This is a genomic window from Streptomyces sp. NPDC048636, assembly GCF_040650655.1.
Classification (GTDB): Bacteria; Actinomycetota; Actinomycetes; order Streptomycetales; family Streptomycetaceae; genus Streptomyces.
Window position 1 is genome coordinate 1 of sequence record NZ_JBEZHR010000006.1, and the last position, 13,592, is coordinate 13,592.

At 69.7% G+C, this 13,592-nt stretch carries 10 protein-coding genes; 4 read left to right on the forward strand and 6 right to left on the reverse strand.

The window, feature by feature from the left end:
• Together AB0C66_RS18015 and AB0C66_RS18020 are read right to left on the reverse strand one after the other, a co-directional pair.
• Nucleotides 1-2,060, reverse strand: a 2,060-nt coding sequence (locus AB0C66_RS18015) for a type I polyketide synthase (RefSeq protein ID WP_362438853.1), incomplete at its 3' end; no start/stop codon positions are given.
• Nucleotides 2,061-2,205: 145 nt separating this feature from the next.
• Nucleotides 2,206-2,757, reverse strand: coding sequence for a hypothetical protein (locus tag AB0C66_RS18020; protein ID WP_362438856.1), 552 nt, complete (start codon nucleotides 2,755-2,757; stop codon nucleotides 2,206-2,208).
• A gap of 292 nt (nucleotides 2,758-3,049) precedes the next feature.
• Between AB0C66_RS18020 and AB0C66_RS18025 the strand changes: the two genes are divergently transcribed.
• Entirely contained in the window at nucleotides 3,050-4,519 is a 1,470-nt protein-coding gene (locus AB0C66_RS18025) for a M28 family peptidase (protein ID WP_362438859.1), read from the forward strand.
• Between the two features lie 78 nt (nucleotides 4,520-4,597).
• Here the strand turns inward: AB0C66_RS18025 and AB0C66_RS18030 are convergent, their stop codons facing one another.
• Both AB0C66_RS18030 and AB0C66_RS18035 read right to left on the reverse strand, forming a co-directional pair.
• Nucleotides 4,598-6,646: a M6 family metalloprotease domain-containing protein gene (locus AB0C66_RS18030; RefSeq protein ID WP_362438862.1), complete on the reverse strand. Its 2,049-nt coding sequence runs from the start codon at nucleotides 6,644-6,646 to the stop codon at nucleotides 4,598-4,600.
• A gap of 196 nt (nucleotides 6,647-6,842) precedes the next feature.
• Nucleotides 6,843-7,664 carry a hypothetical protein gene (locus AB0C66_RS18035; RefSeq protein ID WP_362438865.1) on the reverse strand — a complete coding sequence of 274 codons (822 nt, stop codon included), beginning with the start codon at nucleotides 7,662-7,664 and terminating at the stop codon, nucleotides 6,843-6,845.
• A 350-nt stretch (nucleotides 7,665-8,014) separates the two neighbouring features.
• On the opposite strand from AB0C66_RS18035, the gene AB0C66_RS18040 reads away from it, so the two are divergent.
• On the forward strand, nucleotides 8,015-9,631 hold the full coding sequence (locus AB0C66_RS18040) for an AMP-binding protein (RefSeq protein WP_362438868.1): 1,617 nt from the start codon (nucleotides 8,015-8,017) through the stop codon (nucleotides 9,629-9,631).
• A 100-nt stretch (nucleotides 9,632-9,731) separates the two neighbouring features.
• On the opposite strand, the gene AB0C66_RS18045 is transcribed toward AB0C66_RS18040, so the two are convergent.
• Entirely contained in the window at nucleotides 9,732-10,100 is a 369-nt protein-coding gene (locus AB0C66_RS18045) for an arsenate reductase family protein (RefSeq protein ID WP_362438871.1), read from the reverse strand.
• Between the two features lie 118 nt (nucleotides 10,101-10,218).
• On the opposite strand from AB0C66_RS18045, the gene AB0C66_RS18050 reads away from it, so the two are divergent.
• On the forward strand, nucleotides 10,219-10,497 hold the full coding sequence (locus AB0C66_RS18050; RefSeq protein WP_362438874.1) for a hypothetical protein: 279 nt from the start codon (nucleotides 10,219-10,221) through the stop codon (nucleotides 10,495-10,497).
• Between the two features lie 75 nt (nucleotides 10,498-10,572).
• Here AB0C66_RS18050 and murJ read toward each other — a convergent pair whose 3' ends face one another.
• On the reverse strand, nucleotides 10,573-12,159 hold the full coding sequence (murJ, locus tag AB0C66_RS18055) for a murein biosynthesis integral membrane protein MurJ (RefSeq protein WP_362438877.1): 1,587 nt from the start codon (nucleotides 12,157-12,159) through the stop codon (nucleotides 10,573-10,575).
• A 368-nt stretch (nucleotides 12,160-12,527) separates the two neighbouring features.
• Between murJ and AB0C66_RS18060 the strand changes: the two genes are divergently transcribed.
• A complete protein-coding gene (locus tag AB0C66_RS18060) occupies nucleotides 12,528-13,010 on the forward strand; it encodes a general stress protein (RefSeq protein ID WP_362438880.1) in 483 nt (160 codons plus the stop codon).
• Nucleotides 13,011-13,592: the final 582 nt, after the last annotated feature.

A 13,592-nucleotide genomic window follows, 5' to 3' on the forward strand; every position in this document is an offset into this window, starting at 1 on the left:
GTGGCGCGGGCGGCGACGAGTCGGCAGGCGTCGGGGAGGTCGAAGACTCCGGCGATATGGGCCGCGGCGACTTCTCCGATGGAGTGGCCGATGACCGCGTCGGGATGGACGCCTACGGAGGCGAGCAGTCTGGTCAGGGCGATGTGCAGCGCGAACAGACCTGCCTGCGCATACGTCGTGTGATCCAGCAACCCGGTCCGCTCGGCATCAGGGTCGAATACCACCTGCCGTAGCGGGTGTTCGAGATGCGGATCGAGGAGTGCGCACACCTCGTCGAAGGCTTCGGCGAAGACGGGGAAACGCTCGTAGAGCTCGGCGCCCATGCCCGCTCGCTGGCTGCCCTGGCCGCTGAAGAGGAACACCGTCCGGCCTTCGCCGGCCGCGGCGTCGCCCGGCCCCACCACACCCGGGTGCGGTTCATCTGCGGCCAACGCCGCCAGGCCCGCCGTCAGCTCTTCGCGGTCGGCTCCCACCACCACGGCCCGGTGGTCGAACAGCGTCCGTGAGGTCAGCAGTGACCAGCCCACGTCCAGTGGAGACAGCTCCGCGTCGCCGCTCACACGACCGGCCAGTGCGGCCGCCTGTCCGCGCAACGCCTCCGTGCTTCGCGCGGACACCACCCACGGCAGTGGTCCGTCCCCCACCCCGGACACCTCGGCCGACACCTCCGGCTCGGGTGCCTGCTCCAGGATCAGATGGGCATTGGTACCGGAGATCCCGAAGGAGGACACTCCCGCCCGGCGTGGATGGCCGGTCCATGCCCACGGTGCGGCCTCGGTGAGCAGCCGGATGTCCCCGGCGCTCCAGTCCACGTGCGGAGTCGGTTCGTTGATGTGCAGTGAGGCGGGCAGCAGTTCATGCCGCATCGCCATCACCATCTTGATCACACCTGCCGCACCCGCGGCCATCTGCGCATGGCCGATGTTCGACTTGATGGACCCCAGCATCAGCGGTTGCCCGTCGGGGCGTTCCTGGCCGTAGGTGGCCAGCAGCGCCTGGGCCTCGATCGGGTCGCCCAGGGGGGTCCCGGTGCCGTGCGCCTCGACGGCGTCCACTTCCGAGGGGGACAGCCGGGCGTTCTCGAGTGCCTGTCGGATCACCCGCTGCTGCGAGGGCCCGTTGGGCGCCGTCAGACCGTTGCTCGCACCGTCCTGGTTGACGGCCGTGCCCCGGATCACGGCCAGTACCCGGTGGCCGTTGCGCCGTGCGTCGGACAGCCGCTCCAGCAGCAGCACCCCTACGCCTTCGGACAGCGTCATCCCGTCGCTGTCGGCCGAGAACGCCTTGGACCGTCCGTCCGGGGCGAGGCCCCGCAGCTCGCTGAAGCCGATGAAGGGTGCCGTCGAGGACATCACGGCGACACCGCCCGCCAGGGCCAGTTCACATTCGCCCTGCCGGATCGCCTGGCATGCCAGATGCATGGCCACCAGCGACGAGGAGCAGGCGGTGTCCACCGTCACCGCGGCTCCTTCGAGACCGAGGGCGTACGCCACCCGGCCGGATACCACACTGGCCGAGTTGCCGATGGTGAAGTAGCCCGCCGAACCCTCGGGCACCTGTGAGGCATCGGAGCAGTAGTCGAGGTGGTCACAGCCGATGAAGGTGCCGGTGCGGCTGGACCGCAGCGACTCGGGGTCGATACCGGCGTGCTCGATGGCCTCCCAGGACGCCTCCAGGGCCAGCCGCTGCTGCGGTGCCATCCCCAGCGCCTCGCGCGGGCTGATGCCGAAGAAGGCGGCGTCGAATCCGGCCGGGTCGTCGAGGAAACCGCCCTCGCGGCAATAGCTGGTGCCGGGGTGTTCCGGGTCGGGGTGGAAGAGGCCGTCCAGGTCCCAATTGCGGTCCGCCGGCAGCTCGGTGATGGCGTCCCGCTCCGCGGCCACCAGCTCCCACAGTTCCTCGGGGGACCGTACGCCCCCGGGGAATCGACAGGCCATCCCGACAATGGCGACCGGCTCGTGCCCGGCCGACTCCGCGTCCTTCAGACGGCGCTGAGTCTGACGCAGGTCCGCCGTGACGCGCTTCAGGTAGTCGAGAAGCCTCTCTTCGTTGTTCGCCATTGGCGGCGTACCCACTTCCCTCGACGAGAACCGGCGGAACGTGTTGTCGGGACCGAGCGGTGAACGCGGTGAACGCGGTGGTGCGGGGGCCGGGCGGGGCCGGAACGCGCCCGGTCAGGGCCGTGCGCCCGGCCCCTGTGCCGCGTCAGCCGCGGCGGCAGTCGTAGCTGCCCCGCAGCACATTTCCATCGGGGAAGGTGAAGCTCGTGTTGTCCCTGAAATGTCCCGGTCCGAGGATCTGGTAGTCGTCGACCAGCCCCAGTTTGATTCCCTCGGTGCTGCCGCTGGCATCCGGAGTCACCACCTGGTTGAGCGGGCCCTTGAAAATGAGGTGACCGTTTTTCCAGCCAGCGGAGGTGTAACTGCCCGAGGAGCCCCAGTTGTCGTGGTACTGGTTGAGGAAGGTTTTGTCGACGGGATTCCAGCCGAAGGAGGAACGCCCGACAACCTTTCCCGGTTCCAATGTGGCGTCCGTGTAGTAGTAATGGCCGCCCATGGCCTTTTTCGTGGTCATGCGCAACACCGCGGGCTTTCCGCCCGGCGGCGGGGTGTAGTCACAGGTGTAGGTGCCGAGCAGGAAGTCCAGATCGCGCATCTGGGGCGGCGCGGGCAGCGGATTGGTGGACCGCGGCGGCTTCTTGTGCTTGCTGTCGGGTTCGGCGTTCACCGGGCTCACGGTGAGCGCGACCACGCTCACGGCGGCCAGGCCGACCACGCCGACGGGGACATGCCGCCGGATCCACCTCGCCCCGCGGGCCGGGTGATGCGGATCCTGTCCTTCTGTTCTGTGGGTACGCACACTCAACTCCACCATTAATCGGGGCCTGACCTCCGGTCCGGCGCCCGCGATCCCACGGAGTGCCGATACCGCGACCATCATTTGCGTCGTCACTAAAGGTGAGCTAACGCGCGGCTAGGTCCATGGCCTTAGCCCAGCTTTAGTGATATCGCCGACCATGAACCGGACGTTCGCGATGAGGAGGATGGCGATGGGCGATTCTGGCGGACTGGGCGAGTCCTCGGTCACACACGGCTGGCCGGCCCTGGAAAAGTACATCGACCGGGCACCCAGCTCGAAGGAGATGATGAGCTGGATCGAATTGATCGTCGGCCAGGGCATTCGCCGGGCGGGATATCCGGCCGACAGCTGGACCGAGCAGTGGGCCGCCGACCAGTTCCGGGAGACCGGTCTCGAGGACGTCCGGCTGGAGCCGCTGGACACGCCGATCTGGCGGCCGCGGTCCGCCACCTTCGAGATCTGGCCGACTGACCGGCCCGACGACATCACCCGCTTCTCCGGGCTCGCCCTGCCGTACACCACCCCCACCGAGGGGACCGAGGGCCACCTCGTCCGCATGGAGGAGGGGGAGGTACGCGGGCGCATCGCCGTACAGGAGATCGGCTTCACCCGGCTCCCGCAGACGGAGGTGCAGGCCCGCGCCACCGACTGTTACGACCCCGAGGGCGTGTTCCCCGATCTCGTCCAGACCGTCCCGTTCGACCTTCCCCATGTGCTCGACTTCGACATCGCCATCAAGAACGGCGCGACCGCCTATGTCGGTCTGCTCACCGGACTGCCCTGGGAGACCAGTGACTTCTACTGGCCGTACGACGCCGAGCGGCGGTCGATCCCCGGTATCTGGCTGAGCGGCCAGGACGGGGCGAAGGTCCGTGAGCTGATGGCGTCCGGGGCGTGTGAGGGGCGGATCGTCTCCGATGCCACGATCACCGAGGAGACCACCCATAACGTGGTGGGAACACTTCCCGGCGCCTCGGACCACTGGGTCATCGTCGGCTCCCACCACGACGGTCCGTGGGCCTCGGCGGTCGAGGACGCCTCCGGGGTCGCCCTCGTTCTGGCACAGGCCAGGTTCTGGGCGTCGGTGCCGCGGGAACTGCGGCCGCACAACATGCTGTTCGTGCTGACGTCCGGCCATATGGCGGGCGCCGCGGGCACCCAGGCCTTCATCGCCGCGCATCCGGAGCTGTTTCCGGACGTCGTCCTGGAGATGCATCTGGAACACGCCGCGCGCGAAGCGGTGGTGGTCGACGGGGAGGTCGTACCCACCGACGATCCCGAGGTGCGGTGGTGGTTCACCACCCAGGCGCCTCAGCTGGAGCAGCTGGTGGCCGAGTCCATCGCGGCGGAGGACCTGCGGCGCTCATGGATCCTGTCGCCGACGGCCTTCGCGCCCAACCCCGCCACCGATGGCGCGTACTTCTACTACACCGGTGTGCCACTGGTGCAGTTGATCACCACACCGATGTACATCTTCGATCCACGGGACACCCCGGACAAGGTCGATCAGCAGAGCCTGGTGCCGCTCACCATGGGAGCGGCGCGCATCATCGCCGGGACCGTCGGCTGCGAACCGGACACCCTACGGGTGCCGATCGAGAACGCGCAGGCCCCGACGGGCCCGCAGGCCACGACGGACGCCCAGGACGCGACGGGGTAGCGCGCGGGGAGCGGCGGAGAGCGTGCGAGGACGGCCCGCCGAAGACCCCGCGGGCCGTCCTCCGTTGTGCCGGCGCGGCTAGCGGCCGCCCGACGCCGTCAGTGCGCAGCGGGCCGTGGCGGTCTTGTCCGGGTCGCTCTCGGAACGCGCGGTGAGAACCACCGTGCCGTGCCGGGCGGCCCCCTTCTTCGCGGTCGCGGCCACCTCCACATCCGTCGAGGCCCCGGCCTCGGCGGTGGCGAGCCGGCTGGGCAGCCAGGCGGACCAGCCGCGCCCGGTGGCCGTGGCCGACAGCCGGTACACATCGGATGTGGTGGAAGCGTTGGCCTTCCCCGGCCGGTCGCCCTGAGAGGACGTGGCGTCGCCGGTGTTGGCGAGGTCGAAGGTGCACCGGGCCCGGCCGCCGGACGGTTCGCCCGTCGCCTGGCCACGGCCGACGGTCAGCCCCCGCCGCTGCGCCCCGTCACCGTCGAGGGAGCGGACGGCCACGGTGTACGACAGCACCCCGGACCGGCTGCGGTGCGGATCGAGGACGTAGAAGTGCAGCCGGTTCGCCTTGTCGATGTACTCGTACTGGCTGCCGGAGTCGGCCCCTGCGTGGAAGAGGGCATCGCTGAGCTGGCGGTAGTCCCCCATGGTGATCTTCTGCTGGGTGCCATCGGGGCGCTCGAAGTCCACCAGGTCGATGTCTTCGGGGTGTGCGTCGACGACCCAGGCGAACGGTGCCCGGTCCTGCTCCTTGGTCTTGCTGAGCAGCACTCCGTTGTCCGGGGTGAAGGAGTCCATGCCCATCCGGTCCACGACCTCGAGCGTGTAGTGGTCGTAGCCGCCGCCGTCGCACAGCGGATCGGTGCCGCGGTCGCAGGACGGGGAGAGATCCTTGTCCATCGCGACGGTGACACCGGACAGCCCCTCTTTGCCCGGTGGCGCCGAGCGTGCGGTGACCCGGGCGGTGACGAGCCCGGAATCCTTGAGGGTGGTGCGGTCCAGACTCAGGACGTTGTCCTTGTCCACGATGCCCAGCTTCAGCTTGTCGCGCAGGACGTGCTGGGCGCCCATGGAACCACCCGCAGTGGCGGGTATCCGCCAGCGGGTGTGCGGCCCTCCGGGACCGTTGAACGAGCCCCGGGACAGCATGCCCCAGATACCGGTGTAGGAGCGGCTGAGCGGGGTGCCGTACGGGTTGTTGTAGTTGTCCCCGATGCCCAGGATGTGGCTCAACTCATGGGCGTACACGGCCATACCGGAACTCTCGGCCTGGAGGGACGAGCCGTCCGCGGCGTTCGGCCAGATACGGGCGGCGGCCTGCCACGAGGTCCACGGGACATAGCGGGTCCTGGCCGTGTTGTTCCCGGTGGGGATCGGCGGGCCCCACGCCGCGGGGACGTCGCCCGCGCTCGCGAACTTCATCTGCCCGAACTCCTGCCAGGTGGCGGACTCGTCCTCCCCGGCCGTGAGGTAGAAGACGAAGTCGAACTTCCCCGCCTCGCCGGAGCCGATATCGCCGGTCCACGCCGCCTTGGCGTCCGCGCGGATGTCCTTGCCACAGGTGTCCCCGGCCGGGCAGGCGCCCGGGTTCATCGACCCCTCGACGCCGTACTGGTACGACTTGGACGGCATGCGGTACACACCGAAGGAGGTCAGATCGACACCTATGCGGCCGCCGGAGTCCTCCATCCAGTACTCGTTGATGGTGTGACCGTGGTTCAGCGGACCCGGTTCATTGAGGAAGTCCCGGTAGAAGGCGGGGAGGCGGTCACGGGGGATCCCGGCGGCGGTGGGCTGCGGATTGCCGAACCGGTTCGATCCGGCGGGCCGGCTGACCGTGAACTGCTCATCGGGATAGTCCAGGAGCACCAGCGCGCCCTTGAAGGTGCGCTGGGTGGGTTCGACCGATGGGTCGGCCCAGTCGGTGCCGGGGACCGCGCGGTAGTCGGCCCAGGTCATATCGTCCGGATTGCGCCAGTTCTGAGGGTCGATCGGCTGGACGAGCGGTGTCCCGGCGGGCCGGGCCGACGGTGCGTTGTCGGCGGTGGCGCGGGCGGGTCCGGCGGCGACTGCCGCCAGGGTGGCGAGGACGGTGGCGACGAGCGCTGAGCGACGGGCTCGTCTTCGGCGGAGGAACAAGGCTCACCTCTTGTCGTGCGGCTTGGGGCTCAGACATGACAAGCCATGCGAACGGTATGCCTTACCGCTGCCAAGGTAAGCCGGGGGAAGGGGTGGCGCCAGAGTGCCGCTGTGGCGGGCGCGCGCGGTGAACCGAGGGATCCGGCCGCCGAACCCGAAGGACCCTGCCGCGGACCCCGGGGGACCCGCCGCGGGCTCACACCGGCCGCAGCCGCCGGACGCGGTCCAGGTCCCCCGCGAGCAGATCCTCGTGCGCCAGCGTGAAGTCCCCATTGGGCAGGGCGTCCTGTCCGTAGTAGGCACCCATCACGGTGTCGGGGAGGAACCCGCGGAGCTCATGGCGCATATCCGCGGGATAGTCGACGGGTTCGCCCCAGCCCTCCGGAGCCTCGTCGGTGCCGAACAGCACCCAGTGGTCCACCGGCACCTCGGCGTCGAGATCCGGGGGCCCGCCGGTGTGACAGTCCAGCGCGGGCAGCGTCAACTGGTCCGGCTCCAGCGGCTCGTACCACATCAACAGGGGCTTGGCGCGCTGCGCGTCGGCGTTGTCGAAGCAGCACACCGCGATGGTGTGGCACGGATACCGCTCCGCGTAGAACTCCAGCAGCCGCGGATCGAGCCGGGGCCGTCTGCGGGGCTCCACCCGGTACAGCGCCTCGGGGATGGCGGTGGCATCGCGAGCGAGCAGCACCGTGTAGACGTCGTGGTCGAACACCTCTACCTGAGGTGCCGAGTCCGCGCCCATCCAGTCGATCGTCGAGCGCGTGGCCACCGGGACCGGACGCACCGCCTCCACCATGCGCTCCAGGATGTCATCGGACCTCCCCGCCGAGAGGAAGTTCTCCCGGGTCATGGGGAGGGCGGGCAGATGCAGCAGCATCGCGTTGGGCCCGGTGGCCAGATTGGCCGAAGTGTTCTGATAACCCAGGACATGGATCAGACCGTGCTCCGGATGGTGACGGCGCCCCGTGTACACCGTGGTGCCGGAGAACCTGGCGGGGGCCATCGAGATGCACATGGGAGACACGCTACCCACGCCGTGAGCGGTGCGGCGTACCGGGATGTCCGCCGATGAGACCGGGCCTTGCGGGCGTTGGGGGCGAAGCGGACGCTGATGGGTGTCATATGGCCTTCCGCTACCCGTAGACCGCTGCCGAGCAGCTCATAAAGCGCGATAGCGTGTACAAGCCAACGGGAGGCTGCCGAACGGCCCGGGAACGCGGTCCCGCCCACCCGGGATCAGCACACCCGGGAGGCGAGGTGCGCCCGCGCCCCTCCGGTCCGGGCGGTCTCACCCACCGGCTTCCCGTCCGGCGCGACTCGTGGATACCAGCACTAGGAGCCCTCTTGACCAGCCCGGAACAGCGCATGGCTGACCTGCTCAAGACCTTCGGTGAGCCAGCGGCGAGCACCGCGTACCTGCTGTGCGACAGGCACCCCGCCGACGCCGTGGCGTTCACGTTGGTGGGCAAGGACCTGACCGGCCACGACATGACGTTCGGTGAGTTGCGCGACCGCTCGGCGCGCATGGCGAGCGCGCTGGCCGGTCTGGGCGTCGGGGTCGGCGACCGCGTCGCCACCTTGATGGGCAAGTCCGCCGAGCTGCTGGTCGCGACGCTCGCGATCTGGCGCCTCGGAGCCGTCCAGGTACCGCTGTTCACCGCCTTCGCACCGCCCGCCATCGCATTGCGCACCACGGGCAACGGCACCAAGGTCGTGATCACCGATACCGATCAGCGCGCGAAGCTGAACCCGGAGTCCGGCTTCACCGCGGAGCGGCCGTGGCGGATCGTCACCGCCGGTCCGGTCGAGGGGGACGACCTGGGCTTCGCCGAGCTGGAGGCGGCACACGACCCGCAGGCCGAGCCGGTGGCCCTGGGCGGTGACGCGATCATCGTGGAGCTGTTCACCTCCGGTACCGCGGGCAACCCCAAGGCCGTCCCGATCCCACTGCGCGCCGTCGCGGGCTTCGCCATGTACCAGGAATTCGGCCTGGATCAGCGGCCCGAGGACGTGTTCTGGAACGCCGCAGACCCGGGCTGGGCCTACGGTCTCTACTACGCCCTCATCGGACCGCTCGCCCTCGGCCGGCGCAGCCTGCTGTTCAACAGCCTGTTCTCCGCGGAGTCCACCTGGGCGGTGCTCTCCCGCTTCGGCGTCACCAACTTCGCCGCCGGACCGACCGTTTACCGTAAGCTGCGCGCCTCGGACCTGCCCGTCCCCGATGACCTGCGGCTGCGCTGCTGCTCCGCGGCCGGTGAACCGCTGCCCCCGGACGTCGTGGAGTGGGCGCGGGAGACGCTCGGTGTCCCGGTGCGCGACCACTACGGCTCCACCGAACTGGGCATGGCCGTCTGCCATGCGTGGCATCCGGCCCTGCGCACCGATATCAAGCCCGGAGCCATGGGCCGTCCGATGCCCGGCTGGGAGGTCAAGGTGCTCCGCGAGGACACCAACTCCGCTCTGGCCAGGACGGATGTCCCCGGGCGCGTGGTGATCGATATCCCCGCCAGCCCGCTGATGTGGTTCCAGGGCTATCGGGAGGCCCCCGAGCAGACGGCCGAGAAGTTCAGCCCCGACGGACGCTGGTTCTACACCGGTGACACCGCCGCGCGCGACGAGGAGGGCGACCTGTTCTTCTCCGGACGCGGTGACGATGTGATCCTCATGGCGGGCTACCGCATCGGCCCGTTCGAAGTGGAGAGTGTGTTGCTGGAACACCCGGCGGTGGCGGAAGCGGCCGCGGTCGGTGTGCCCCACGAGGAGTACGGCGAGGTCGTGGAGGCGTTCGTGGTGCTGCGCCCCGGCGCCGCGGAGCCCGGCGACACGCTCGCCGCCGAGCTCCAGCGGTTGGTGAGGGAGCGGTTCGCCAAGCACGCGTACCCGCGGGCCATCCACTTCGTGGCGGAACTCCCCAAGACCTCCAGCGGCAAGACACAGCGCTTCCTGCTGCGTCCACAGCAGAGCTCCGGCCGGGGCCGCTGAGCCACCGGAGCCCGACCGCCGCCCCGGCTTGCCGTACACCGCACGCGAGCCGGGGCCGCTTCCACGGGTGCGCGGCCGCGACCGGGACAGGCCACCCGCTTCAGGACCGGGAGCGTGCCAGCGCCTCCCGCACCGCCTCCTCCGAACGCCCGACCACGGCCGAGCCGTCGTCCGCCGTGATGAGCGGCCGCTGAATCAGCTTGGGGTGTTCCGCGAGCGCCGCGATCCACCGGTCCCGCGCGCCGTCCTCGCGTGGCCAGTCCTTCAGCCCGAGCTCCTTCGCGGCCGCCTCCTGGGTCCGGGTGATGTCCCACGGCTCGAGCCCGAGCCGCTCGAGCACCGCCCGGATCTCGTCCTGGCTCGGCACATCCTCGAGATAGCGGCGGACGGTGTAACCCGCGCCCTCCGCGTCGAGCAGGGTGAGCGCGCTACGGCACTTCGAGCACGCCGGGTTGATCCAGATCTCCATACCGCACACCGTACCGCGAGACCGCCAAGAGCCGGTCTGACCAGGACGCTTGTCAGTGCCCGGCAGTAGAATGGAGGCAGTGAAAGGGAAGGTTCCCCACTGTCTCAGGAGGATGCCGATGGCCACTGCCGCAACACCTCTTCCGGACCTGCCGAGCTTTCCGACCCTGCCGAGGAAGCGGATGCCCGCGGGCCGTCCGCGCGAGTGGTACGAGTCCCACAACCGTCGGCTGAAGGCCATGCGCCTGGCCATCGCCCTGCTCAACTCCGGGGTGTACCGCGCCGAGCAGGCGCCCAACCGCAGGATACGCACCACCGCGGTCCGGATCGGAGTACATCCGCCCTCCGACACCACCTGCCGGATGGTGCGCTCCCTCATCCGCCACGACAACCGCTGACCACCCGTGCTGCCCGCCGCGCCCCTCCCGGGAGCGGCGGGCAGGACCCCGGCGGGCCAGCACCCGCGCCGGGGGTCAGCCGAACCCCGGCAGGCTCCGCAGTTCGCCGATGCGCAGCACCCGGGCCAGCACGACGAACAGCAGCGCCATGGTGACGCACCCTCCGGCCAGACCCAGTACGGGAGCCCAGGCCGGGGAGTCCACGGCGGTGGCGAAGGTGTGGGCCACCAGCCAGCCGAGCCCGGCGGCCGCCACCGCGGCCGCGGTCAGCTTGCCGTACGTGCGGCACAGCCGTTTGCCGTCCAGCCGTCCTTCCAGCCTGCGGCGCAGCCGCAGCGCGGTGAACAGCAGCCCCACCGCGTAGGACACGGCGTAGCCCGCCGCCATACCGGTCACCGACCAGCGTGCCGGGAGCAGCAGATGGCAGGCCACGGCCAGGGCGATGTTCACCCCGCTGATCCACACCGCCATCCAGAACGGAGTGCGGGTGTCCTCGAAGGCGTAGAAGCCGCGCAGCAGCAGATACTGGGCGGAGTACGGAATGAGCCCGAGGCCGAACGCCTGGATCATCTGGCCCAGTGGCAGGGCGTTGGCGGCGTCCGAGGAGCCGTGCGCGAACAGCAGTTGGGCGATCTGCGGACCGAAGGCCAGGAAGAAGAAGGCGGCGGGCACGATCACCACGCCACTGGTCCGCAGCGCGCGGGAGAGGTCATGGCGCAGGTCGTCCAGCCGGTGTTCGGCCACCGCCAGGCTCATCCGCGGCAACAGCGCCGTGACCAGCGATACCGTCACGATCGACTGTGGCAGCAACCAGATGGTCTGCGCATAGGAGTACGCGGAGTAGCCCACCCCGGAGGTGGGCATCCGCTGGTCGGCCGCGTTGGCGAAGTTGGTCACCACCGTCAGCGCCACCAGGTTGGCCACCACGAGCAGCAGCGTCCAGCGGGCCGCCACCAGGCTCTTGCGCAGCCCCGTACCCCGCCAGTCGAAGCGGGGCCGGAAGCGGAAGCCCGCGGCACGGACGTACGGAACGAGTGCCAGGGCCTGGAGCGCGATGCCGATGGTGGTGCCGACCCCCAGCAGCCGTACCTGCGCCCCGGTGATGTCCTCCACCCGCTCGGGCACGGCGAGCAGTCCGACGTACCACCCGAACATGGCGATGAGCACCACGTTGTTGAGCACCGGGGTCCACATCATCGCCCCGAACTTGCCCCGGGCGTTGAGGACTTGGCTCATCATGAAGTACACGCCGTAGAAGAAGATCTGCGGCAGCAGGAAGCGTGCGAAGACCACGGTCAGCTCGAAGGCGGCGTGGGTTTCGGGGGAGTCCTGCCGGTAGATGCTGACGATCTCCGGAGCGGCCCATACGGAGAGCAGGGTGCCGACCCCGAGCACACAGAGGACCAGGGTGACCAGGCGCTGCTCGTACGCCTGGCCGCCGTCGGGCTGTTGGGCGCGGGCGCGCACCAGCTGGGGCACCAGTACGGAGTTGAGGGCCCCGCCGATCAGCAGGGTGTACAGGCTCATCGGCACGGTGTTGGCCGTGTTGTACGTACTGGCCAGCAGACCGGTGCCGAGCGCGGCGGCCTGGAGCACCTGCCGGATCAGCCCCGTGGCCCGGGACACCATCGTGCCGAGCGCCATCAGCAGGGACGACCGCATCAGCCCGTTTGGGGCCCCGCCTCCGGTCCGGGCGGCGTGCCGTCTCCGTGCCCGCTTCCCCCGTGACCGTGAATCCGTCTCAGCCCCTGTCTTCTCGATCATGAGGGGCAATGTACCGGGGCGCGCGAGATGCCTTTTCCGCGGGGAGGCCATTCCGCGAGGACCGGCAAGGGGAGAAAAACGCAGGGAGACGACGCGCGGGGGAATGCCCCGGAATTCCGTCGGCAACGGGATACCGGAAGGCGGTGGCGAGCCGTGTCGCTGCTTCGAGTGCCGAGGCATTGTAGGTGATATATGCCGCTATGTCGCTTCCCGTTGCGAGGGGAGCGGTGTGGACGCAGGCTCTCCTTGACGGAGGGAGTCCTGCGATGACCACCCAGCAACCGCCCTCGGCGGTGGTCGACCGTCCTGTCGTCGGCTCGTACGCGACCTACGCCGGAGCCCAGCGCGCGGTCGACTTCCTGTCCGACAGCAAGTTCCCGGTGGAACACACGGCGATCATCGGCTCGGATCTGCGCATGATCGAAACGGTGCTCGGACGGCTCACCCGTGGCCGTGCCGCGCTGGCCGGTGCCGGTACCGGTGCCTGGTTCGGTCTGCTGATCGGGCTGCTGCTGTCGGTGTTCGCGGCCGGTGAGCACAACGTGATCGTGCTGATCATCAGCGGTCTCGTCTACGGTGCGGTGTTCGGCGCGATCTTCGGCTTCGTGGGCCACGCCCTCAGCGGGGGGCGGCGCGATTTCGCCTCGCGCAGTCAGATCGTGGCCGCCAGGTACGACGTGGTCGCCGATACCGAGGTGGCCGAAGAGGCGAAGAACATGCTGATCAAACTCGACTGGCGGGAGGGCTGACCGGCCCCGGCCGCCCTTGTGTCACCCCGCTCGTACGTACTAATCGCTTTAGGAGTACGGTGTCCCTCCGGGGCGGGACGTGCCGGTAGCGGAGGGGACAGGAGTGAACATCGGCGGACGGGTGCGCGGGGGAGTGGTCCCGCGGCTTCTGCTGGTGGTCCTGCTGGCCATGGGCGTCTTTGTGATGCACACCGTGGGCCATCCCGATGGTGGATCCGGCTCGGGCACGGGCGGCTCGGCGCATCATGTCACCGCTGCCTCGTATGCGGCCCTCAGTCGCGGTGAGCACGGTGGTCACGGCCACGTCGCGGCCGTCCAGGGCGGAGGCCATGGCGCGGCGCCCGTGGCCGCGGAGCCGCGTGGGCCCGTGGCCGAGACCCGAGAGCCCATGGCCGTGATGGACATGGCCTCGCTGTGTGTGGCGGTGCTCGGTGCCTGGGTGCTCATGGGGCTGCTGCGCGCGGCCCTCACGCGCCGCCGTGGGTCTCCCCCGGGGCCTTCCGCCCCGCCCTCCGTCGCCGTGCGACCCCGCCCTCCTTCACCCGGGCCCGACCTCGTCGCCCTGTCAGTTCTGCGGATATA

What these genes read in the sequence shown, in the direction of transcription:
- AB0C66_RS18025 (WP_362438859.1), top strand. Translation starts at nt 3,050, where the DNA reads ATGGGCGATTCTGGCGGACTGGGCGAGTCCTCGGTCACACACGGCTGG.
- AB0C66_RS18035 (WP_362438865.1), bottom strand. Translation starts at nt 7,664, where the DNA reads ATGTGCATCTCGATGGCCCCCGCCAGGTTCTCCGGCACCACGGTGTAC.
- AB0C66_RS18040 (WP_362438868.1), top strand. Translation starts at nt 8,015, where the DNA reads ATGGCTGACCTGCTCAAGACCTTCGGTGAGCCAGCGGCGAGCACCGCG.
- AB0C66_RS18045 (WP_362438871.1), bottom strand. Translation starts at nt 10,100, where the DNA reads ATGGAGATCTGGATCAACCCGGCGTGCTCGAAGTGCCGTAGCGCGCTC.
- AB0C66_RS18050 (WP_362438874.1), top strand. Translation starts at nt 10,219, where the DNA reads ATGGCCACTGCCGCAACACCTCTTCCGGACCTGCCGAGCTTTCCGACC.
- murJ (WP_362438877.1), bottom strand. Translation starts at nt 12,159, where the DNA reads ATGCGGTCGTCCCTGCTGATGGCGCTCGGCACGATGGTGTCCCGGGCC.
- AB0C66_RS18060 (WP_362438880.1), top strand. Translation starts at nt 12,528, where the DNA reads ATGACCACCCAGCAACCGCCCTCGGCGGTGGTCGACCGTCCTGTCGTC.